Annotated in this window: 20 protein-coding genes; 11 read left to right on the plus strand and 9 right to left on the minus strand. The window is 67.1% G+C overall.

Translation table 11 applies throughout. From position 1 onward, the window contains the following. The first annotated feature begins 200 nt into the window (after positions 1-200). The 3 genes from DK26_RS20140 to fabI all read left to right on the plus strand — a co-directional run bounded on the left by DK26_RS20140 (position 201) and on the right by fabI (position 2610). Positions 201-554: an RT0821/Lpp0805 family surface protein gene (locus DK26_RS20140; RefSeq protein ID WP_248310046.1), complete on the plus strand. Its 354-nt coding sequence runs from the start codon at positions 201-203 to the stop codon at positions 552-554. A 92-nt stretch (positions 555-646) separates the two neighbouring features. Continuing rightward, the gene (locus DK26_RS20145; protein ID WP_066476171.1) at positions 647-1564 is read left to right on the plus strand and encodes a DnaJ C-terminal domain-containing protein; all 918 of its coding nucleotides are present in this window, start codon (positions 647-649) and stop codon (positions 1562-1564) included. 206 nt (positions 1565-1770) lie between these two features. Then, complete coding sequence (gene fabI, locus DK26_RS20150) at positions 1771-2610, plus strand: enoyl-ACP reductase FabI (RefSeq protein ID WP_066476173.1); 840 nt, start codon at positions 1771-1773, stop codon at positions 2608-2610. A gap of 142 nt (positions 2611-2752) precedes the next feature. On the opposite strand, the gene folK is transcribed toward fabI, so the two are convergent. The 3 genes from folK to folP are packed head-to-tail and all read right to left on the minus strand — an operon-like array spanning position 2753 to position 4474. After that, complete coding sequence (gene folK / locus DK26_RS20155; protein ID WP_248310047.1) at positions 2753-3280, minus strand: 2-amino-4-hydroxy-6-hydroxymethyldihydropteridine diphosphokinase; 528 nt, start codon at positions 3278-3280, stop codon at positions 2753-2755. Then, entirely contained in the window at positions 3270-3644 is a 375-nt protein-coding gene (gene folB / locus DK26_RS20160) for a dihydroneopterin aldolase (RefSeq protein ID WP_066476174.1), read from the minus strand. Before folB ends, folK begins: the two co-directional genes overlap by 11 nt. Further along, positions 3641-4474, minus strand: a complete 834-nt coding sequence (gene folP / locus DK26_RS20165; RefSeq protein ID WP_066476176.1) for a dihydropteroate synthase — start codon at positions 4472-4474, stop codon at positions 3641-3643. The genes folB and folP overlap by 4 nt, the downstream gene beginning before the upstream one ends. 139 nt (positions 4475-4613) lie before the next feature. Between folP and DK26_RS20170 the strand changes: the two genes are divergently transcribed. Together DK26_RS20170 and DK26_RS20175 are read left to right on the plus strand one after the other, a co-directional pair. Continuing rightward, positions 4614-5210 carry a histidine phosphatase family protein gene (locus DK26_RS20170; RefSeq protein WP_349236331.1) on the plus strand — a complete coding sequence of 199 codons (597 nt, stop codon included), beginning with the start codon at positions 4614-4616 and terminating at the stop codon, positions 5208-5210. A gap of 273 nt (positions 5211-5483) precedes the next feature. After that, the gene (locus DK26_RS20175; protein WP_066476177.1) at positions 5484-9491 is read left to right on the plus strand and encodes a Pls/PosA family non-ribosomal peptide synthetase; all 4008 of its coding nucleotides are present in this window, start codon (positions 5484-5486) and stop codon (positions 9489-9491) included. A 27-nt stretch (positions 9492-9518) separates the two neighbouring features. On the opposite strand, the gene DK26_RS20180 is transcribed toward DK26_RS20175, so the two are convergent. Continuing rightward, positions 9519-10262 (minus strand): pseudouridine synthase, encoded by a 744-nt coding sequence (locus tag DK26_RS20180; protein ID WP_066476178.1) that lies wholly within the window; start codon positions 10260-10262, stop codon positions 9519-9521. A 451-nt stretch (positions 10263-10713) separates the two neighbouring features. On the opposite strand from DK26_RS20180, the gene aroC reads away from it, so the two are divergent. Together aroC and ribB are read left to right on the plus strand one after the other, a co-directional pair. Beyond that, positions 10714-11832, plus strand: coding sequence for a chorismate synthase (gene aroC, locus DK26_RS20185; protein ID WP_066476474.1), 1119 nt, complete (start codon positions 10714-10716; stop codon positions 11830-11832). A gap of 417 nt (positions 11833-12249) precedes the next feature. Next, positions 12250-13320 carry a 3,4-dihydroxy-2-butanone-4-phosphate synthase gene (gene ribB / locus DK26_RS20190; protein ID WP_066476476.1) on the plus strand — a complete coding sequence of 357 codons (1071 nt, stop codon included), beginning with the start codon at positions 12250-12252 and terminating at the stop codon, positions 13318-13320. A 175-nt stretch (positions 13321-13495) separates the two neighbouring features. Here the strand turns inward: ribB and DK26_RS20195 are convergent, their stop codons facing one another. Beyond that, positions 13496-14425 carry a histone deacetylase family protein gene (locus tag DK26_RS20195; RefSeq protein WP_066476179.1) on the minus strand — a complete coding sequence of 310 codons (930 nt, stop codon included), beginning with the start codon at positions 14423-14425 and terminating at the stop codon, positions 13496-13498. A gap of 241 nt (positions 14426-14666) precedes the next feature. Between DK26_RS20195 and DK26_RS20205 the strand changes: the two genes are divergently transcribed. Further along, positions 14667-15263 (plus strand): L,D-transpeptidase, encoded by a 597-nt coding sequence (locus DK26_RS20205; protein WP_066476183.1) that lies wholly within the window; start codon positions 14667-14669, stop codon positions 15261-15263. A gap of 139 nt (positions 15264-15402) precedes the next feature. On the opposite strand, the gene DK26_RS20210 is transcribed toward DK26_RS20205, so the two are convergent. Continuing rightward, positions 15403-16359 carry a homocysteine S-methyltransferase family protein gene (locus tag DK26_RS20210; RefSeq protein WP_066476185.1) on the minus strand — a complete coding sequence of 319 codons (957 nt, stop codon included), beginning with the start codon at positions 16357-16359 and terminating at the stop codon, positions 15403-15405. 237 nt (positions 16360-16596) lie between these two features. On the opposite strand from DK26_RS20210, the gene DK26_RS20215 reads away from it, so the two are divergent. Further along, on the plus strand, positions 16597-17217 hold the full coding sequence (locus tag DK26_RS20215) for a TetR/AcrR family transcriptional regulator (protein WP_066476187.1): 621 nt from the start codon (positions 16597-16599) through the stop codon (positions 17215-17217). Between the two features lie 14 nt (positions 17218-17231). On the opposite strand, the gene DK26_RS20220 is transcribed toward DK26_RS20215, so the two are convergent. From DK26_RS20220 to DK26_RS20225, 3 genes are all read right to left on the minus strand, one after another. Then, entirely contained in the window at positions 17232-18122 is an 891-nt protein-coding gene (locus DK26_RS20220; RefSeq protein ID WP_066476188.1) for a metallophosphoesterase, read from the minus strand. Positions 18123-18152: 30 nt separating this feature from the next. Beyond that, a complete protein-coding gene (locus DK26_RS29115; RefSeq protein WP_157089747.1) occupies positions 18153-18350 on the minus strand; it encodes a hypothetical protein in 198 nt (65 codons plus the stop codon). Between the two features lie 306 nt (positions 18351-18656). After that, positions 18657-20039, minus strand: coding sequence for an aminotransferase (locus tag DK26_RS20225; RefSeq protein ID WP_066476189.1), 1383 nt, complete (start codon positions 20037-20039; stop codon positions 18657-18659). A 355-nt stretch (positions 20040-20394) separates the two neighbouring features. On the opposite strand from DK26_RS20225, the gene DK26_RS20230 reads away from it, so the two are divergent. Both DK26_RS20230 and DK26_RS20235 read left to right on the plus strand, forming a co-directional pair. After that, positions 20395-20925, plus strand: coding sequence for a hypothetical protein (locus DK26_RS20230; RefSeq protein WP_066476190.1), 531 nt, complete (start codon positions 20395-20397; stop codon positions 20923-20925). 17 nt (positions 20926-20942) lie between these two features. Continuing rightward, complete coding sequence (locus tag DK26_RS20235; RefSeq protein WP_066476191.1) at positions 20943-21341, plus strand: VOC family protein; 399 nt, start codon at positions 20943-20945, stop codon at positions 21339-21341. Positions 21342-21353 lie beyond the last annotated feature (12 nt).

Below are 21353 nucleotides of genomic sequence, written 5' to 3' on the forward strand. Positions count from 1 at the left end.
GAGCGCGATCCGTAATGCGGTTTGAGTGGCGAGACATATATAGGCCAGAGCGGCGAGCGGGCCAGAGCCCGTATCAGCGCAGCCCGGTTGCGCGCCGGGCATCCTTCGCCGGTGTGCTGCTGCTGGCGCTGGCTTCAGCCGGCTGTTCGATCTCGTTTCCGATCCTCGGCCTGTCGAGCAAGTCCGAGGACGAGATCGCCATGACCACCTCTTCGGTGCTGCCGGCACGCGGCGGGCCGGAGCACGGCCCGTTGGTGGCGCTTGCGCCCGATCTCGGTCCGGAGGACTGGCGGCGGGCGGAAGGGGCGATGGCTCTGGCGCTCGACCCGCAGGGCAATGGCGCGCCGGTCTCCTGGGACAACGCCCAGAGCGGCATGAAGGGCACTTTCACTCCGGTGGGCGGGCCCTTCCTGAAGGAAGACGAGATCTGCCGGGCCTTCCTGGCCTCGATGGCGCTGCAGAGCGGTCCGGTCAGGCTGCAGGGTACAGCCTGCCGGCCTTCCGGTGGGGAATGGGCGGTCAAGGACGCCAAGATCTGGAAAGGCGCGGCCTGAGCGCAGTCCCCCTGTTGCCAACGCGCCACAGTCACCCCATCTAGGAAGCGCTTCCGGCGCGCCGGGAGACTCAATTCATCTGGGGTGCATGTATGCGTGATCCGTATCAGGTTCTGGGCGTGGCGAAATCGGCGAGCGATGCCGAGATCAAGAAGGCGTATCGCCGCCGCGCCAAGGACCTGCACCCAGACCGCAACCAGGGCGATCCGAAGGCCCAGGACCGTTTCGCCGAGCTGAACGGCGCCTACGAGATCCTCGGCGACGAGGACAAGCGCAAGCAGTTCGACCGCGGCGAGATCGATGCCGAGGGCAAGCCGAAATTCTCCGGCTTCGAAGGCATGGGCGCCGGCCGCGGCGGCGCGCGCCAGGGCGGTTTCGAATATCATTTCGGCCAGGGCGGCTCGCCCTTCGGCCAGGGGGGCGATGCCGGCTTCGATCCGGCGGACATCTTCGGCTCGCTGTTCGGCGATGCGGCGCGCCGCGGCGGCCGGGGCCGCGCGAGCCCGCCGCCGAAGCCGCCGGAGCAGAGCTTTACGCTCGAGGTCGCGCTCGCCGATGCGGTGAACGGCGCGACGCGTCGGGTCAAGCTGCCGGGTGGCCGCGAGGTCGAGGTGACGATCCCCGAGGGCGTCGCCGACGGCAAGGTGATGCGCCTGCGCGGGCTTGGCCAGCCGCACCCGCTGACCGGCGAGAGCGGCGACGTCTTGATGACCATCAAGGTCAAGCCCGATTCGCGCTTCACCATCGACGGCCATGACCTGCGCAGCCGCGTCGCCGTGCCGCTCGCCACCGCCGTGCTCGGCGGGCCGGTCCATGTGCCGACCCTGTCCGGCGCCGTCGAGATGAAGGTTCCGCCGCTGACCAGCACGACGCGGCAGTTCCGCCTGCGCGGCAAAGGGCTGCCGACCGGCAAGAAGGGCGAGTCCGGCGATCTCTTCGTCGCGCTCGACATCGAGATGCCGGCTGAGGATGCCGAGCTCACGGCGCTGATGAAGGCGCGGGCCGGCTGATAGGACAGACCAGCAGGACGCGGGAAGCCGTCGCAGGGGGCCGAGCCTTGCGACAAGTCCCGGCGTGGCGTGATCGCGGCTCTTCCGGAATGCCGATTCGGCGAGAGCATGATTTGCTCTGGAACCGGCGCGCCGCGAAAAGCGGTTCCCAGTTTTCACCGCCTGCTCTAAGAGACCCTCCGGTTCGTCCAGTTTGAAGGTCTCAGATGGCTGATTCCAGCAGCGCCACCCCCACCGCCAACCTGCTCAAGGGCAAGCGCGGCCTCGTCATGGGTGTCGCGAATAATCGTTCGATCGCCTGGGGTATCGCCAAGGCGGCTGCCGACGCCGGCGCCGAGCTCGCCTTCACCTATCAGGGCGATGCGCTGAAGAAGCGCGTCGAGCCGCTGGCGCAGCAGCTCGGCGGCCATGTCGTCGGCCATTGCGACGTCACCGACGGCGCGACGATCGACGCGGTCTTCGCCGAGATCGAAAGGCTCTGGGGCAAGCTCGACTTCGTCGTCCACTGCATCGCCTTCTCCGACAAGGACGAGCTGACCGGCCGCTATGTCGAGACGACCGAGGCGAACTTCACCAAGTCGCTGCTGATCTCCTGCTACTCCTTCACCGCCGTCACCCAGCGCGCCGAGAAGCTGATGACCGATGGCGGCTCGATGCTGACGCTGACCTATTACGGCGCCGAGAAGTGGATGCCGCATTACAACGTCATGGGCGTCGCCAAGGCGGCGCTGGAATCGAGCGTGCAGTATCTCGCCGCCGATCTCGGCCCCTCGAAGATCCGCGTCAACGCGATCTCGGCCGGCCCGATCAAGACGCTCGCCGCCTCCGGCATCGGCGATTTCCGCTACATCCTGAAGTGGAACGAATACAACTCGCCGCTGCGCCGGACGGTCACCATCGAGGAGGTCGGCGAGACCGCGGTCTTCCTCGTCTCCGACATGTCGCGCGGCATCACCGGCGAGATCATGCACGTCGACGCCGGCTACCATGTCGTCGGCATGAAGGTGCCGACGGCGCCGGACATCACGCTCGACAAGGGCGAGTGAGCGCAGGCGCGCAGGTCATTGGGCCGCGCTGAGCCACGCCGACATTGTCCCGGAGAAGCCGCGTAGCGGCGCTGCTCCGGGCCCCCCGGAAAGGCGTCGAGCTTTGTAATGGGCACCCGTGCCCGTTACACCGTTCGCCGACCTAGAGACGCTGTGGCTGGTCGAGCATGGCCTTCAGCCGCGCCGTCTCCGTATCGTCCCGTTTGACGTCGCTATCCGCGGTCGCCGCCAGCAGCGCGCCGACCGTGAAGCCCCCGATCATTTCTTTCGGCGCGATCTCGGCGAGCGGCGCCAGCACGAAGGCGCGCTGGGCGAGGCGGGGGTGCGGGATCTGCAGGCCGGGCCGGTCGATCGCCTGGCCGCCATAGGTCAGGATGTCGATGTCGAGCGTGCGCGGCCCCCAGCGCTCGCGGCGCTCGCGGCCGCTCTCGCGCTCTATGGCGAGGCAGAGTTCCAGCAGGTCGTCGGCCGAAAGCTTGGTCTCTAGCAGCACGGCCATATTGCGGAATTCCGGCTGGTCGAGCTTGCCCCAGGGCGCCGTTCGCCAGACCGAGGAGATACCCGTCAGCCTGATCGCGTCATGGTCGCGCAGGCGTGCCAGCGCCGCGGCGAAGGCGGCGACGGGATCACCGATGTTGCCGCCCAGGCCGAGCGTCGCCTCAAGCTTCACGCTGGAAATCCAGCTTGATGCCAACCGATTCCATCCGTCCGGGGATGGGGGGCGAAGGCTTGCGCAGGGTTACCGAGACGCGGGTCACCGGCGCATATTGCGCCAGGATCGCATCGGCGAGGGCGCGTGCCGCGGCCTCCAGCAGTTTGAAGCGCTTCGCCGAGAAGGTCCGGGTGACGAGCGCGACGACCTCGCCATAGTCGACAGTGTCGGCGAGATCGTCGCTGACCGATGATGCCCGCAGGTCGCAATCGAGGACGAGGTCCATCGAGAAGCGCTGGCCGAGGCGGCCCTCCTCGGCGAAATGGCCGTGATAGGCGTAGAGGTCGAGCGCCTCGATAAAGATCTGACCGGTCGCGCTCATGCCGTCCTCCTGATCGCCGCCCAGATCTTGAGCGCGTCGACATGTTCGTCGATGTCGTGGGCCCGGATGATCGCGGCCCCGCGCATCACCCCGTAGAGATGGGCAGCGAGGGTCGCCGCGAGCCGCTCGGCCGGGATCTTTTTGCCGGTGACGAGGCCGAGCGTCGATTTCCGGGAGGCGCCGAGCAGGACCGGGCAGCCGAGCGCATTCGGCAGACTATCGAGCTTCTCGATCAAGGCGAGGTTCTGCTCCGGCGTCTTGCCGAAGCCGATGCCGGGGTCGAGCACGATCTGGCTGCGCGGGACGCCGGCCGCGACGGCGATGCCGATGGACTTTTCCAGGAAGCGCAGGACATCGGCGAGGATGTCGAGACCGGCATCGATGTCGTCGCGATTGTGCATCAGCACCATCGGCGCGCCGAAGCGGGCGGCGACCTCAGCGATTGCCGGCTCCCGCTGGGCGCCCCAAACATCGTTCACGATCGCAGCCCCGGCCTTCAGCGCAGCCTCGGCGACTTCCGCCTTGTAGGTATCGATCGAAATCGGCACGAGGCTAGTTGTCGCGATGCCGGCGATCACCGGCAGGACGCGGGCGAGCTCGGCCGCCGCATCGAGACGCTCATGGCCGGGCCTGGTCGACTCGCCGCCGATGTCGACGATGTCGGCTCCCTGCTGCGCCAGCTTCAGGCCATGGGCGATCGCGACGGCGGGATCGGCGAAGAGGCCGCCATCGGAGAAGGAATCGGGCGTGACGTTGACCACGCCCATCAGCAGGGGGGCGGATCCGAGGGCGAGCCTGCGGCCGTCCGGCAAGGTTAGAGAGGTGTTCATACGGCGACCTGGAGGGCGAGAGCCGCCTATACACAGGCTGCGCGGCCCGGGCCACCGGAAAGCTCGCATGCGTGTGAGGCAGCCCTGCGGCGCTTTCGCCGCTTTGACGCTGCGGGCGCCAGCGTGCATGAGGCTGCGCATGATGCGCATGTCGATTCCGGGCCGCCTTTTCCTCGTCCGCCATGGCGAAACCGATTGGAACCGCGAGGGCCGTCTGCAAGGCTCGCAGGACATCCCGCTGAACGCGCTCGGCCGGATGCAGGCGGCGGAAGTCGCCGACCGGCTGCGGGCGCTGAAGCCGGAATTCGCGACAAGTGCCTATGTCGCCTCGCCGATGCATCGCGCTCGCGAGACGATGACCATCCTGCGCAACGAGCTCGCCCTGCCGCCCGACGATTATCGCATCGACGAGCAGCTCAAGGAGCTGACCTTCGGCGACTGGGAAGGCTTCACCTGGCGCGAGATCCGCAAGAGCGAGCGCGAGCTCGCCCAGGCGCGCGAGCGTGACAAGTGGGGCTTCGTGCCGCCCGGCGGCGAGAGCTACCGCATGCTGGCCGAGCGCATCCGCCCGTCGCTGGAGGCGATGGCGCCCGATACCGTGATGGTCAGCCATGGCGGCGTGGCGCGCGCCGTGCTGGCGCTGATCGGCGCGGTCGACCCGGCGGAGGCCGCGAAGGTCGAGATCTGGCAGGGCAAGATCCTGGTCGTCGAAGGCGACAAGGCGAGCTGGAAGTAACCGAAAGCTGCGTTCCGTGAGGAGCCCTTAACCGCGTTTCGGCTTGTCCCTCCGGCGTTCATAGGGCATTCATCGCGAACCGAGCAGTTACGCTCGCCGGGGAGCCGCGCGGCTGCGGCGTTCATGGTCAGGGTTCGAGCGGGCGCGGGCGCGAAGGGGATGCGTCCGCATCGGCATGGATGAAGGTGCGGCTTCGCCGCCGGAGGCCGGGATGCGCAGCGGGTTTTCCGGAACCTGGCCGCACGGCGCCGGTGGCTGCCGTTGCGGGGCAGAATGAACGAGATCAGCGCAATTCCGGCCGATGATCCTGCCAAGGGCGCCCGGCCGCTGGCGATGCTGGCAGGCGAGAAGCTGCCCGAGCTGATCCGCGACGAGGTGCTGGCGGAAATTTTCGCCGCGACCGTCGCGAGCCGTCCCGACCATCCGGCGATGATTTCGGGCGCGCGCCGTCTCACCTATGCTCAAGTCTGGGAGCAGGCACAGGCGCAGGCGCGCGGCCTGGCTCTCGCCGGCATCGGCCCGGGCGACATGGTCGGCCTCTGGATGCCGCGCGGGATCGATCTCCTGGTCGCGCAGATCGCCATCACCCTGTCCGGCGCGGCCTGGCTGCCCTTCGATGCCGAGGCGCCGGTCGAGCGCATCACCACCTGCCTCGACGATGCCAACGCCAAGGGGCTGGTGACGCAGGCTGAATGGAAGGCGAGGGCGGCCGCCACCAACCGCACGGTCTGGTCCCCGCAGGAGCTTGCGGCTGCGAGCGACGGCTCCTTGCCGCCGGCCCGCCCGGCCGGGCTGACGCCCGACCATCCGGCCTATCTGATCTACACCTCGGGCTCGACCGGCGTCCCGAAGGCGATCGTCATCAGCCATCGCAATATCTGCCACTTCCTGCGCTCGGGGAACGTGCTCTACGGCATGGGGCCGGACGACATCGTCTTCCAGGGCGCCTCGGTCGCCTTCGACCTGTCGATGGAGGAGATCTGGACGCCCTATCTGGCCGGCGCGACGCTCTTCGTCGCCTCGCCGGAGATGATGGGCGACGCCGAGAAGCTGCCGGCGATCCTGACAGAAGCCGGCGTCACGATGATCGACACGGTGCCGACTTTGCTCGGCATCCTGGCCGCCGACATTCCGTCCCTGCGGCTGATCATTCTCGGCGGCGAGGCACTGCCGCCGGCAGTCGTGCAGAAATGGTCGAAGCCCGGCCGGCGCATCCTCAACAGCTATGGGCCGACCGAGGCCACGGTGGTCGCGACGGCAGCACTCGTCGAGCCCGGCCAGCCGGTGACGATCGGCCGGCCGATCCCGAACTACACCGCCTACATCGTCGACGAGGAGATGAAGCTGACCGGCGTCGGTCAGCAGGGCGAATTGCTGATCGGCGGGCCCGGCGTCGCCAAGGGCTATCACTTGCGGCCCGAGCTGACGGCCGAGAAGTTCATCGCCAACCCGTTCGGCGGCACCGAGGATCCGATTCTCTACCGTTCGGGCGACGCCGTCAGCCTCGACGAGAACGGCAACATCGTCTTCCACGGCCGCATCGACGATCAGGTCAAGATTCGCGGCTTCCGCGTCGAGCTCGGCGAGATCGAGACGGCGCTGTCGGACGAGGCCGGGATCGGCCAGGCGGCGGTGGTGCTGCGCACCGATGACGGCATCGAGCGGCTGGTCGCCTTCCTGGTCGGCGAGCCGGGCGTTCAGATGGAGGGCGCGGTGCTGCGTGCCTCGCTGCGCGAAAAACTGCCGCCCTACATGATCCCGGCGCATTTCGAGCCGATCGGCTCGCTGCCGCGCATGGTCTCGGGCAAGGTCGACCGCAAGATGCTGAAGGCGGCGCCGTTGACGGCGCCGGCGGCGAGCGGCGAGCAGGAGCCGCCGCGCAACGAGACGGAAGCCACGCTGCTCGACGCCGCCAAGCGGGTGCTCGGCGCACAGGCGCTGCCGCTCGAGGCGGATTTCTTCGTCGATCTCGGCGGCCATTCGCTTTTGGCGGCGCGCTTCATCTCGATCGTCCGCGAGACGCCGGCCCTGGCCGGCATCACGCTGCAGGACGTCTATGGCGCGCGCACCTTGCGGGCGATGGCCGAGCTGCTCGACAGCCGCGGGGCGCACGTTGCCGAGAACCTCTCCTTCGCCCCGCCCTCGCTGCTGCGCCGCTTCCTCTGCGGCCTCGCCCAAGCGGCGGCGCTGCCGATCATCATCAGCCTGTCGACGGCGCAGTGGCTCGGCATCTTCGTCAGTTACATGCTGCTCTCGGGCGAGGAACTCTCGTTGACGGGGCAGGTCTTCGCGCTGCTCGGCATCTATGTCGCGATCACCATCTCGACCGGTTTCATCGCGATCGGCCTGAAATGGCTGGTGCTGGGCCGGACCAAGCCGGGCGTCTATCCGCTTTGGGGCGTCTATTACTTCCGCTGGTGGTTCGCCTCGCGCGTCGCCGGGCTCGTCCATATCAAATGGCTGCAAGGCACGCCGGTGATGCGCTTCTACTGGCGCCTGCTCGGCGCCAAGGTCGGGCGCGACGTCATCATCTCCGATTACGAGGCCGGCGCGGTCGATCTGATCGAGATCGGCGACTACACGACGCTCGGCTCCAAGACGACCTTCGCCAATGCCGAGGCCGTCGGCGCCAACCTGATCATCGGGCGGATCAAGATCGGCAAGGACGTCTATGCCGGCTCCTCGGTGGTGTTCGGACATGACTGCGTCGTCGGCGACCATGCCGAGATCGGCGACCTGACGCCGATCGCGCCCGGCCTGAAGATCGGCGAGGCCGAGATCTGGGACGGCTCGCCGGCGCGCAAGACGGGCATGGTCGACGTCGCGGCGCTGCCAGAGCAGGCCAGGGCCAGCACCGGGCGCCGGGCCGCGATGACGCTGTTCTACATCGTCATGCTGATCGTGCTGCCGCCGATCAGCCTCTTGCCGATCTTCCCGGCGTTCTGGCTGTTCGACAGGATCGACAACTGGGTCGCGACCTGGTCCGAGGTCAGTTATCTCTGGTACCTGCCGTTCCTGACCTGGCCGACGGCGATTGGCCTCATCTCGATCACGGTCTTCCTGATCATCGCGCTGCGCTGGCTGATCCTGCCGCGCGTCAATTCCGGCACCTACTCGATCCATTCCGGCTTCTACGCCCGCAAATGGACGGTGGCACTGGCGACCGAGGTGACGCTGGAGACGCTCTCCTCACTGTTCGCCACGATCTATATGCGCTTCTGGTACCGGATGATGGGCGCCGGCATCGGCAAGGGCTCTGAGATCTCGACCAATCTCTCCGGCCGCTACGACATCACCGGCATCGGCGCCGGCAACTTCATCGCCGACGAGGTGATCTTCGGCGACGAGGACATGCGCCGCGGCTATATGCGGCTCGACCTGACCAGGACTGGCGACCAGGTCTTCGTCGGCAACGATGCCGTGGTGCCGCCCGGCGCCGTGATTCCCGACAAGGTGCTGATCGGCATCAAGTCGAAGCCGCCGGCGAACGAGCTGATGTCGCCCGGCGACACCTGGTTCGGTTCGCCGCCGATCAAGCTGCCGACGCGGCAGAAGGTCGATCTCGGCGCCGACTGGACCTACAAGCCGTCGCTCGGCAAGAAGCTGGCGCGCGCCGGCTTCGAGGCGCTGCATACCTCCTTCCCGGCGATGCTGTTCATCACCTTCGGCACCATCGCCGTTGACCTCGTGCTGCAGCAGAAGATCTTCGACCGCGACTGGGTCGGCCTCGGGCTCGCCTTCATGGGCTGCGCGGTCGTCATCGCCATCATGCAGGCGCTGATCTGCGCCCTGATGAAATGGTTGCTGATGGGGGTCTACAAGCCCGTGATGAAACCGATGTGGTCGTTCTGGGCGATGCGGACCGAGGCGGTCTCGGTGCTCTATTGGGGCCTCGGCGGCAAGGTGCTGTTCGACTATCTGCGCGGCACGCCGTTCCTGCCCTGGTTCCTGCGCCTGTTCGGCGCGCAGTACGGGCAGGGCGTCTGGCTCGACTCGACCGACATCACCGAGTTCGACTGCATCAAGGTCGGCGACTTCTGCACTGTGAATGCCCATTCGGCATTGCAGACCCATCTCTACGAGGACCGAGTGATGAAGGTCGGCCGGGTGCATCTCGGCAAGGGCGTCTGTGTCGGCGCCGGCGCGACCGTGCTCTACGACACCCATGTCGGCGACTACGCCCAGATCGGCCTGCTGACGGTGATCATGAAGGGCGAAAACATCCCGGCGAATACGCGCTGGGAAGGCGCCCCGGCCGTGCCGGCCAAGGCGGCGCATTAGGGGGTACCGAAGCCGGCGCAGGGCCGTTCAGAGATTGCCGAGCGGCAGCCTAATCTCCTCTGGTTGCAAGGGCCGCACCGCGCCCTTCGGGAGGTCGCCGAGCGGCAAGGCGCCGATGCCGACGCGGACGAGGCGCTGAACCTTGGCGCCGGCTGCCTCGACGATCCGCCGGATCTGGCGGTTGCGGCCCTCGTCGATCACCATCTCGACCCAGGCATTGCGCTTGCCGTGGCGCAGCAGGGTTGCGGCCCGGGTCGTCAGGCGTTCCTCGCCGTCCGTGGCGCCCGCCCGCAGCCGCGCCAGCATCGCCTCGTCGGGAACGGTATCGATCTGGACGTGATAGGTCTTCTCGACGCCGGAGGCGGGGTCGAGAATGGTCTGCGCCCAGCGCGTGTCGTTGCTCATCAGCAAGAGGCCCTCGCTCGCCTTGTCGAGCCGGCCGACCGGGGACAGGAAGGGTAGGTCGAGCCCCTCCAGGCAGGCATAGACGGTCTCGCGTCCTTCCGGATCGTGGCGCGTTGTCATCATGCCGCGCGGCTTGTTCAGCATCAGATAGACGCGCTGCTCGGCCGCAATCGCCTCGCCGTCCACGGCGATCCTGGCGCGGCCCATGTCGAGGCGCAGCGAAGGATTGCGGGCCGGCCGGCCGTCGACCCTGACGCGGCCGTCGAGGATCAGGCGCTCGGCTTCGGTTCGCGAGCAATAGCCGAGCTTGGAAAGGGCGCGCGCGAGGCTGACGGGTGCCGGACCCGTGCCTGAGAAAGGGGGCATGATCTGCTTTCCGGCCGGGCAGGGCTAGCCTGCCGGCGCCCGCACGAGGCGGGCGGGTCGAGCGAGGTTCGGCGGAGGCGCGCGGATACGGAGCCGGTGCGGCCTTGGCCGATCTGATGCGGAGAGTGGGCGCGTTTGCGACGTTCGTGGGATGCGCGTCGTGGCCGGCCCGGGCCACTTCCCCGAACGCAGCGTCTGTCGGCTGGCCCGGGGCTAGGCGCCCGCGATGATGACACTCCCGGGGCGCCAGGAGCGCGGCAGGGTGCAGGTCTTGCGCTTCATCGGCTTCAAAAGCGTCAGCATCGCCTCACTGTCAACGCGCATGGTGCCGCATGAAGCGAAGCTCGGAAGCGGCGCGGGCCGGTCGTTCGCTCTCTGCGATGCTGACCTAAGGGTTTCGCGCAGGAGCAATCCGGCCTATGAGCCCAAGGCGAAAACACGTCGGGTTACCATGTCGCACAACAGCTTCGGCCATCTCTTCCGCGTCACCACCTTCGGCGAGAGCCATGGGCCGGCCATTGGCTGCGTCGTCGATGGCTGCCCGCCGCTGATCCCGATCACCGAGGCGGAGATCCAGCTCGAGCTCGACCGGCGCCGCCCCGGCCAGTCCCGCTATACCACACAGCGCCAGGAGCCGGACGAGGTCCGCATCGTCTCCGGCGTCTTCGTCGACGAGGCGAGCGGCGAGCAGGTCACCACCGGCACCTCGATCGGGCTGATGATCGATAATGTCGACCAGCGCTCGAAGGACTATTCCGACATCAAGGACAAGTACCGGCCGGGCCATGCCGATTTCACCTATGACGTGAAATACGGCATCCGCGACTATCGCGGCGGCGGGCGCTCCTCGGCGCGCGAGACGGCGATGCGGGTCGCGGCCGGGGCGATCGCCCGCAAGGTCGTGCCGGGCCTCAAGGTCCGCGGCGCGCTGGTGCAGATGGGGCCGCACAAGATCGACCGCGACAACTGGGACTGGGAGGAGGTCTCGCGCAACCCGTTCTTCTGCCCCGATGCCAAGGCCGCCGCCTTCTATGCCGATTATCTCGACGGCATCCGCAAATCGGGTTCCTCGATCGGGGCCGTGCTGGAGATTGTTGCCGAGGGCGTGCCGGAGGGGCTGGGCGCGCCGATCTACGGCAAGCTTGATGCCGATATCGCGGCGGCGCTGATGAGCATCAACGCGGTCAAGGGTGTCGAGATCGGCGAGGGGTTTGGCGCTGCCGAGCTGTCCGGCGAGGACAATGCCGACGAGATGCGCGCCGGCAATGACGGCAAGCCGCTGTTCCTGACCAATCATGCCGGCGGCATCCTGGGCGGCATCTCGACCGGCCAGCCGGTCGTCGCACGCTTCGCGGTGAAGCCGACCTCCTCGATCCTCTCGCCGCGCGCCACGGTGACGCGTAGCGGCGGCGAGGCCGAGATGTTCACCAAGGGCCGCCACGACCCTTGTGTCGGTATCCGGGCCGTTCCGGTCGGCGAGGCGATGGTCGCCTGCGTGCTGGCCGACCATTATCTGCGCCATCGCGGACAGGTCGGGGTGGTCGAGCCGCGCTGGCCGTTCGGGCGCTAGAGCCGTCCGCTTCTCGACCGTCATTCCGGCCGCAGCGACGCGGAGTGCCGGAATCCATCGTAGAGTGCGACGCCCTCAGATGGATTCCGGATCTGCGCCGCGCTGCGGCTTGTGCGGAATGACGATAGCAGTCCCTATTTTTCAGTATCACTGAAATTTATGCGCCGCTTCATTGCAGGCGAAGGTATGGCGTATTAAATAGACGCCATGAGACTCGATGCTTGGCTCCAACAGCAGAAGATCGGCCGGAGCGCTTTTGCGCGCCAGGTCGGCCTGTCGCCCGCGAGCGTGACCGCGCTCTGCAACGACCCCGATGCCTGGATCTCGCGCGAGAGCGCCGAGCGCATCGCCGCCGCCACCGGCGGTGCCGTCACCCCCAATGATTTCCTGGGCCTGCAGGGCCCGCGTGAGGCCGCCATGACCCAGAGCAATGTCGCCGAGACCATCGAAGCCTTCGCGCGCGGCGAGATCGTCATCGTCACCGATGACGATGATCGCGAGAACGAGGGCGATCTCATCGTCGCAGCCTCGCTCTGCACGCAGGAGAAGATGGCCTTCATCATCCGCAACACCTGCGGCATCGTCTGCGCGCCCCTGACCGGCGACGAGGCCCGCCGGTTGCGGCTCGACCCGATGGTCTCCTCGAACGACGCCCCGCTCGGCACTGCCTTCACCATCACGGTCGACGTCAAGCACGGGCTGACCACCGGCATCTCGGCCGAGCAGCGCAACAACACGGTGCGCGCGCTCGCCAACGGCAATATGGGCGCCGCCGATTTCGTCCGCCCGGGCCATGTCTTCCCGCTGATCGCCAAGGAGGGCGGGGTGCTGATGCGCTCCGGCCATACGGAGGCGGCCGTCGATCTCTGCAAGCTCGCCAATCTGCCGCCGGTCGGCGTGATCTGCGAGCTGGCGAACGACGACGGCACGGTGATGAAGGGGCCGCAGATCGCCGCCTTCGCCGAGAAGCACAAGCTGAAGCAGATCACCGTCGCCGACCTGATCTCCTATCGTCAGGCGCGCGAGAAGCTGGTCGAGCGCGTCCACTCCTTCCCGGTCAAGACCGAGTTCGGCGAGATGACCGGCCATGTCTATGTGACGCCCTTCGACGACACCCAGCATTTCGCCTTCGTGATGGGCAAGCTCGGCGATGGCGAGAAGGTGCCGGCCCGGCTGCACCGCGCCAATGTCGTTGCCGATGTGCTCGGCGGTGCCTCCTCGATCCAGTGCGCGCTGCGCCGGTTCCAGAAGGAGGGCCGCGGCGTGCTGGTCTATCTGCGCGATGGTTCGGCCGGCGTGCCGATCAAGAGCGTCGAGGAAGGCTCGGATGCGGTGCGCTTCCAGCAATGGCGCGAGATCGGCCTCGGCGCCCAGATCCTGCGCGATCTCGGCGTCGCCTCGATCGTCAACCTCGCCTCGACCTCGCGCTCCTTCGTCGGCCTCTCCGGCTTCGGCATCGAGATCGCCGAAACCGAACCGCTGGAATAGGGCTCACCGCTGCCAGAAGCCCAAGGGTTCAAGCCCTCATCCTGAGGAGCGGCCGCAGGCCGCGTCTCGAAGGATGATCCAGCTGGTGCCGGAGTCCTCTGGAGCATCCTTCGAGACGCTCTTTGCGGCTCCTCAGGATGAGGCTCTACGGTGTGATCCTGGATGGCGGGGGCGTTCACCCCCGCATCAGCGCCATGACATGCGCGGCGACCGATTTCGACAGGCCCTCGAGATCGTAGCCGCCTTCCAGGATCGAGACGAGCCGGCCGCCGGCGTGGCGGTCGGCCAGCTCCATCAGCTTCTGCGTCGCCCAGGCGAAGTCGGACTCCTTCAGATTGAGGTTGGCGAGCGGGTCGCGCCAATGCGCGTCGAAGCCGGCCGAGATGATCACCAGATCGGGGCGGAAAGCCTCCAGCCGCGGCAGGACCGCGTTCTCGTAGGCATCGCGGAAAACGTCGCTGCCGTCGCCGGCGCGCAAGGGCGCGTTGACGATGGTGCCGTGCTCGCCACGTTCGGAGGCGGCGCCGGTGCCGGGGAAGAGCGGCATCTCGTGGAGCGAAGCGTAGAGCACGCTCGGATCGCTCCAGAAGATCTCCTGCGTGCCGTTGCCGTGATGGACGTCCCAGTCGAGGATCGCGACGCGCTCGGCGCCATGGACCTTCTGCGCATGCCGTGCGGCGATCGCGGCATTGTTGAAGAAGCAGAAACCCATCGCCCGGTCGCTCTCGGCATGGTGGCCGGGCGGGCGCATGGCGCAGAAGGCGTTGGCGGCGCGCGCCGTCATGACTTCGTCGACCGCGTGCACGGCGGCGCCGACCCCGTGCAAGGCAGCCGAGAGCGTGCCCGGCGACATCGAGGTGTCGGCATCGATATGGACCATGCCATTCTGGGGCGAGGCCTCGACGACGGCCTGCGCGAAGCGCGGCGCATGGCAGAGCTCGACCAGCGCCAGCGTGCCCTCCGGGGCCGTGACGCGCTGCAGCGTGGCGAAACGCTCATCCTCGAGCGTGCGCTCGACGGCGCGAATCCGGTCGATTCGTTCAGGATGGCCGGCCGGCGTCGCGTGCTGGAGGCTGGAAGGGTGGCTAATCAGGAGCGTCGTCACGCGCAGAGGTCTCCAGGGCAGGGTATCTTTGGGTCAGCGGACGCCGAAGGCGTGACCATATTGTCACTGCAACGCAGCAAGAAGCCAAATCGCGCCAAAATCCCGGAACTTCGTTGCACGGCCGACGTTGTCGCCGTAAATCTGGGCTCCGTTCCGGGCCTGGCTTGCGTCTGTCGGGTCACCGAATCTTAACGATCCATTCATCATAACAGACGCTGTCCTGGCGTCGTCGGTGGAAGTCATGAAGCGGTCTCTCGTTGCTGTGCTCGGCGTGTCCGTCCTTCTCGGCGCGTGCCAATACAAGACCGTGAATGCGCCCTCGCTCTCGGCCCGAGATGCCGAATACATGGCGCTGGTGCCGAAGTTCGAGACGCAGATCACGCACATGCCTTATGAGATCACCGATCCGACCGGCGAGGCGCCGGGCACGATCGTGGTCGATACGACAGAGAAGTTCCTCTACTTCGTGCTGCCGAACAAGAAGGCGATCCGCTACGGCGTCGCTACCGGCGACGAGGCCTTCGGCTGGACCGGCACCGCCGTGATGCAGCGCAAGGCGGAATGGCCGCGCTGGACCCCGCCGGCCGAGATGATCGCGCGCTGGCCGCATCTGGCGCCGCGCGCCGGCGGCATGGAAGGCGGGCCGGACAATCCGCTCGGCGCCCGCGCGCTCTATCTCTACCAGAACGGCAAGGACACGCTCTACCGCATCCACGGCACCAACGAGCCCGAGACGATCGGCCGCTCGGCCTCCTCGGGCTGCATACGGATGCGCAATATCGATGCGATCGACCTCTACAATCGCGCCGAGGTCGGCGGAAAAGTCATCGTCCGCTGAGGCAAGCGCCTTCGGGCGCGGCCCACACGATCTACGAAATCAGTGAAGCCGGCACCGATCAACCCGATCGGTGCCGGCTTCGCCTTTTCAGTCCTGACGCTCAGGTCTCAGGCCGAACCGATCGGAGCGGCCTTGCACTTCAGGCGCTCAGCCTGACCGGCTCGATGCAATCCTCGCAGACCGCGGCGACATGGCGATGGTCGGTGCCGCAGCAGCCGCCCAGGATGCGCATCGTCGGGAAGCGACGCGTCAGCTCGGCGTAGCGGCGGCCGAAATCGACGGGGTCGCCGGCATCGAGTTCCGTTGAATCGTCGAGCTCGGCATGGCTGCGCGCCGAGGCGTTGGCGCGGACACCATGGATGCGCCGGACCCAGGTCTCGCCGGCTTCCAGGGCCTGCGTGAAATGGCTCGGATGGGCGCAGTTGATCATGTAGTAGGCCGGATAAGCGTCCGTCGCCGCCTCGACCGCCTCGATCGCGCTGCGCAATGTCGCGCCTGTCACGAGCCGTCCATCGGTCTCGACCGTGAAGGAGATGGCACAGGGCATCTGAAGGCGCTTCGCCGCTCCGGCGATGCCGATCGCCTCCTCGACATGATTGAGCGTGTAGCCCGCGACCATGTCCGCCTCCGTCGAAGCAAAGGTCGCGATCTGCGTGGCGTGATAATCCTCCGCTTCGGCGACGCTGGTCCGGTCCGCCCGGTAGCCGTCGCCGCGCGGCCCGATCGCTCCGGAAATCACACAAGGCATGGACGGCGCTTCCCAGAGATCGCGCAACTCGACGAGCATGGCGATCGCGGCCTGGTTCACCGCGGTGAGCCGCGCGGAATCGTAGCCGAGCTTGCGGCCCCAGTCGGGATTGGCACGCCAGGTCGCGCTGTCGAGAACGAAGCCGACGCCGCGGCCGCGCGCCATGGCGAGATACCGTTCGTAATAGTTGCGCAGATGGAAGCGCCCTTCGGGCGTCTCCAGCAGTACGCAGGAGGCGAAGTGGGGAAGCTCCATGCCGTCATGGAAGATGAAGGTCGTCTCCATGCCGCCATCGCTGAGAAAGATGCCGCCGTCGAGCTGCGGCAGTTCGTGCCTGTATCTGGCCATCAAACCCCTCCGTCCGGTCTGGTTTCGGCAACCGGCCAGCCGAACGGGCGGTTGCGTGGAGGGGTTATCGCTCCCGAGGCGGCCCGGGTTCTAGACGTCTCGTGGTCCAGTCGACTGGCGGAGAATTCTCTTCACGCTTTCATGGACTTGCGGTGTTTCGGCCGGCGCGGGGCGCTTTTTCCCTAACCAGCCGCCCGCAAAGACTGTACCCTCGGTACAGCCGAGAGGAGCCGAGCCATGAGCAAAGGCGCCGCTACGCGCGAGAGGATCATCGCCATCGCCGAGGCCGGCGTCCTCAGCAAGGGCTTCGGCGCGACCTCGATCGAGGAGGTGATCGCCGAGGCCGGGATCACCAAGAGCGGCTTCTTCTACCATTTTCGCGACAAGAACGAGCTCGCCCGCGAGATGTTGCGGCGCTATGTCGAGGCCAATGACCGGCTGTTCGACGAGATTTTTGCGCGCGGGCGGGAGCTCGCCGACGACCCGCTGCCGGCCTTCCTGATTTCGCTCAAGCTGCTCGCCGAGCTGATGGACGATTTGCCGAACGGCCATCCCGGCTGCCTGATCGCCAGCATCTGCTACCAGGAGCGCCTGTTCGACCGGGAGGTGCGCGCGATGACGGCGACCTCGGTGCGCAGCTGGAATACCCGCTTTCGGAGCGTCTTGTCGGAAATCTCGGAGCAGCATCACATGCGGGAGCCGGTACCGCTCGACGATCTCGCCGAAATGCTCTCCTGCGTGATCGATGGCGGCATCATCATGTCGCGGACGCTCGGCGATCCGAGCCGGCTCGCCCGTCAGGTGCTGGCCTATCGCGGCTTCGTCAAGCTGCTGTTCGCGCCGGAAAGAGCGCATTGAGGGCAGGGCGTCGCCTAACCGAGCTCGACCAGCACGATCTCGGGCGGGACGCCCAGCCTGACCGGGAGCTTGCTCGTTCCGACCCCGCCCGAGACGATCAGGTTGCGGCCGTTCTCGACGACATGGCCGTAGGCATAGCGGTTGCCATAATGCGAGGGCACGATCGGCGACCAGCCGAGGATGCGGACCTGGCCGCCATGGGTATGCCCCGAGAGCGTCAGGGAGACGCGTGCGGGCATGCGTGCAAAAATGTCCGGCTCATGCGCCATCATGACCACCGGCGCGTCGTCGTCGATCTTGGCGAGCGTGCCGGCAAGATCGTGGATGCCGCGGCGCTGGCCCCGGCGCGGTCGCAGGAAGGCGAGCTGGTCGCCGAGACCGGCGACCCAGAGCGGGCCGGCCCTGGTTTCCAGCCGGAGCGCATCGTTCTCGAGCACGGGAATGCCGACCGCCTCGAGGGCGAGCCTGACTTCGGTCGGGCCGCGATAGTCGCGCTGGGCCCTGTCGTCGTGCCACCAATCGTGATTGCCGAGAATGGCGAAACGGCCGTCGGCCGCCCGCAGGCGGGCGAGTTCCGACGCCCAGGCCGCCTCGGGCGGATCGTCCGGCCGCTTGGCCCGGCTGGCGATGAAATCCCCCAGCAACAGGGTTAGATCGGGCTCCAGCAGGTTCGTCTGATCGACGATCTCGCGCACCCGCGACACCGGCACATGCGGGCCGCCGACATGCAGATCGGAGATGGCGGCGAGACGAAGCGTTCGGCCTTCAGGCCAGCCTGCGGGCTTCACCCGGTAACGCGTCACGCCCTGATGGGCCGGCTCCCAGGCATAGGCATAGCTGCCCAGCCCGAAGGCAGACAGAAAAAGACCGGCGAGAGTTTGAAGAACTCTGCGCCGGTCAGGCATGGAGGGTCTCGGTAGAAGGTCGTGCCGTGGTCAATCTTCAGAACCGCTGCGCAGGATCGCCGGAACGTCCCTGTGCTGCGAGGTCAACGCGGCAGGTGCCCAGCGGGTTCCCGCCAGAATGGCAGGAATTGCGATCGGGCGAAAGCGTGACGCATAGGCCTCACGCGCGGTGGCATCGTGAAAGCTGGCGCTGCGCGGTGCCTTGGACTGTGGCTTTTGCGAAGACATGACTCTCGGTTCCATCTGGGCCTGCCGGCGGTTCCTGGGCCGCCGACTTGGTCAATGTCGCAGCCGATCGGGTCCTGTCGGCGGCGGCATCGTGAAAACATCGTGACGTTTTCTGCATCACAACGAGGCCTTGGTCAGGTTTGGTGCGCTTTCGCCGGAGGCGGCCGATAATTGGTTTCGGGGCCCCTTCGCGTGATGGTCCGGCCTGTTCGCGCCATCCAGTCTTCAGCATGCGAGGGCAGGGCCTGAAACGAAAATGCTCGCCACGGGGCGAGCATTCCGATGTCCAGGTTCTGTCGTTCCGCTTCAGGCGGCGAGCAGGCCTTCGGCCTTGACCCAGTCGAGCGTCCTGCCGAGCGCCCGCTCATAGCGATCGAACATCTCGTCGATCTCCGCCTCGCTGATCACCAGCGGCGGGCAGAAAGCGACGCGGTCGCCGCCCATGGCGCGCAGGATGACGCCTTCCTCCTGGGCGAAGGAAACCGACTTGGCGGCGACGGCCTTCTTGGCCTCGAACTGCGCCTTGCTCGCCTTGTCCTTGACGAGCTCGATGCCGCCGATCAGGCCGACGCCGCGGGCCTCGCCGACCAGCGGGTGCTCGGCGAGCTTGCCGAGGCGGGCGAGGAACTTCGGCGAGACCTGCCGCACGCGCTCGATGATCTTGTCGCGCTGGTAGATCTCCAGCGTCTTGACCGCGACCGCGCAGCCGACCGGGTGGCCGGCATAGGTGTTGCCGTGGCCGAAGGTGCCGATCTTGCGGCTCTGGTCGACCAGCACCTGGTAGATGGGCTCGCTGACCATCACGGCGCTGAGCGGGAAATAGGCCGATGTCAGCGCCTTGGCGCAGGACAGCGTGTCGGCGTTCATCTTGTAGGTGGTGGTGCCGAACATCTCGCCGGTGCGGCCGAAGCCGGTGATGACCTCGTCGGAGATGAACAGGATGTCGTACTTTGCGAGGACGGCGTTGATCGCCTCGAAATAGCCCTCGGGCGGCGTCACCGCGCCGCCGGCGCCCATCACCGGCTCGGCGATGAAGGCGGCGACCGTGTCCGGCCCCTCGCGCTGGATCATCTCGTCGAGCTCGGCGGCGAGGCGCGCCGAGAAGTCGAGCTCGCTCTCGCCGGGATGGGCGAAGCGGTAGTGATGCGGGCAGGAGGTGTGCAGGATGCCGGGGAGCGGCAGGTCGAAATCGGTATGGTTGGCCGGAAGGCCGGTCAGCGAGGCCGAGGCCACGGTGACGCCGTGATAGCCCTTCAGCCGCGAGATGATCTTCTTCTTCTTCGGGCGGCCGAGTGCGTTGTTCATGTACCAGACCAGCTTGACCTGGGTGTCGTTGGCATCGGAGCCGGCCGAGCCGTAGAAGACCTTGGAGATCGGCACCGGCGCGATCTCCTTCAGCTTCTCGGCGAGCTCGATCGCCGGATCATGGCTGCGGCCGGAGAAGATGTGGGTGTAGGGCAGCTTCTTCAGCTGCTCATAGGCGGTCTCGGCGAGCTCCTCGTTGGAATAGCCGAGCGAGGTGCACCAGAGCCCGGCCATCCCCTCGATATAGTCCTTGCCGGCGGTGTCGTAGACGAAGACGCCCTGGCCGCGCTCGAGCACGAGCGGGCCGACCTCGCGATGCGTGGCGAGATTGGTGTAGGGGTGAATCAGCGTCTCGATATCGCGCACGGCGAGGTTGGTCAGCATGCCCGGCTCCGCTTCCTTATGGGATCTTTATGCGAGCATAGCCCCGCAGCCGCGCAAGCGCTGAGCGATTTTCTTGCAGATCGCGGCAGAGTCTGGCGCAGGGCAAACCCGCTGCTCTGGAAACTTGAGGCGGCTCTCCAGATGGAACCTCAATCCTGACGAGGGCTCCGCAGGACCGCGTCTCGAAGGGGGCTTCGGCCAGCGCCGGCGCCTCCCGGAGCATCTTTGGAGACGCCACTGCGCGGCTGCTCATGATGAGCGCCGACGAAAGAAATTGCGCCTGGAACGATTCCAATCATGGCTTGCCAGCGGCAATAGCGATGCGCATGGTTCGGCACCTTTGGAAGAGGCCGGCATGATCGAAACCGTTTCTCTGGCGAACCGACCTGCGCCGGGCCGCGATTGCGGCAGCTGCACGCTGTGCTGCAAGGTCTACGACAATCCGGAGGTCGACAGTCCCGCCGGTTCCTGGTGCCAGCATTGCCTGCCCGGACGCTCCTGCAAGATCTACGCTGACCGGCCGCAGCAGTGCCGCGACTTCTTCTGCCTGTGGATGACCCAGAGCTTCCTTGGCCCGGAATGGAAACCGGATCAGGCGCGTTTCGTGCTGACCATGGACCCCGCGACGAAATGGCTCTTCGCCCAGGTCGATCCCGGCGCGGCGCAGGCCTGGCGCAAGGAGCCCTATCTCAGCCAGATGCGACGCTGGGCGGCCGCCGGCCAGCGTCCGGTCATCGTCTTCGTCGGCAAGCTCGCCACCGCCATCCTGCCCGATCGCGACGTCGCGCTCGGCGTGATCGGGCCGGAGGAGCGGCTGGTCCTGCGCGAGGAGCTGGTCGGCGGGAGGCCGCGGCCGACCGTTACGAAGGTGGCGGCTGGAGCGTGACCGGAGCAGGTCGGCCGATGTTGCATCACCTCTCGCTCGGTGTAGCCGATATCGCGCGTGCCGCCGCGTTCTACGATGCGGTGCTGGCGCCGCTCGGCTATGCCCGTGTTTGGGCGGATCTCAGGCCGGGCGAGGCCAACCAGGCCGTCGGCTATGGCACTCCCGGCGGTGGCGATCGGCTCGCCCTGAAGCACCGCCCGGACGGGCAGCGCCCACCCGGCCCGGGCTTTCATCTCGCCTTCGCGGCGCCGGGCCGTCAGGCGGTCGCGGATTTCCATCGCGCTGCCCTGCTGCATGGCGGGCGCGACAATGGCGCGCCTGGCCTGCGGCTCCATTACGGTCCGAACTATTATGCGGCCTTCGTCGTCGACCCCGACGGCCACAATCTCGAAGCCGTTTTCAACGCGGCGATCTGACCGGCTCGGCAC

It is taken from the genome of Allobosea sp. WAO (genome assembly GCF_001509835.1).
Classification (GTDB): Bacteria; Pseudomonadota; Alphaproteobacteria; order Rhizobiales; family Beijerinckiaceae; genus Allobosea.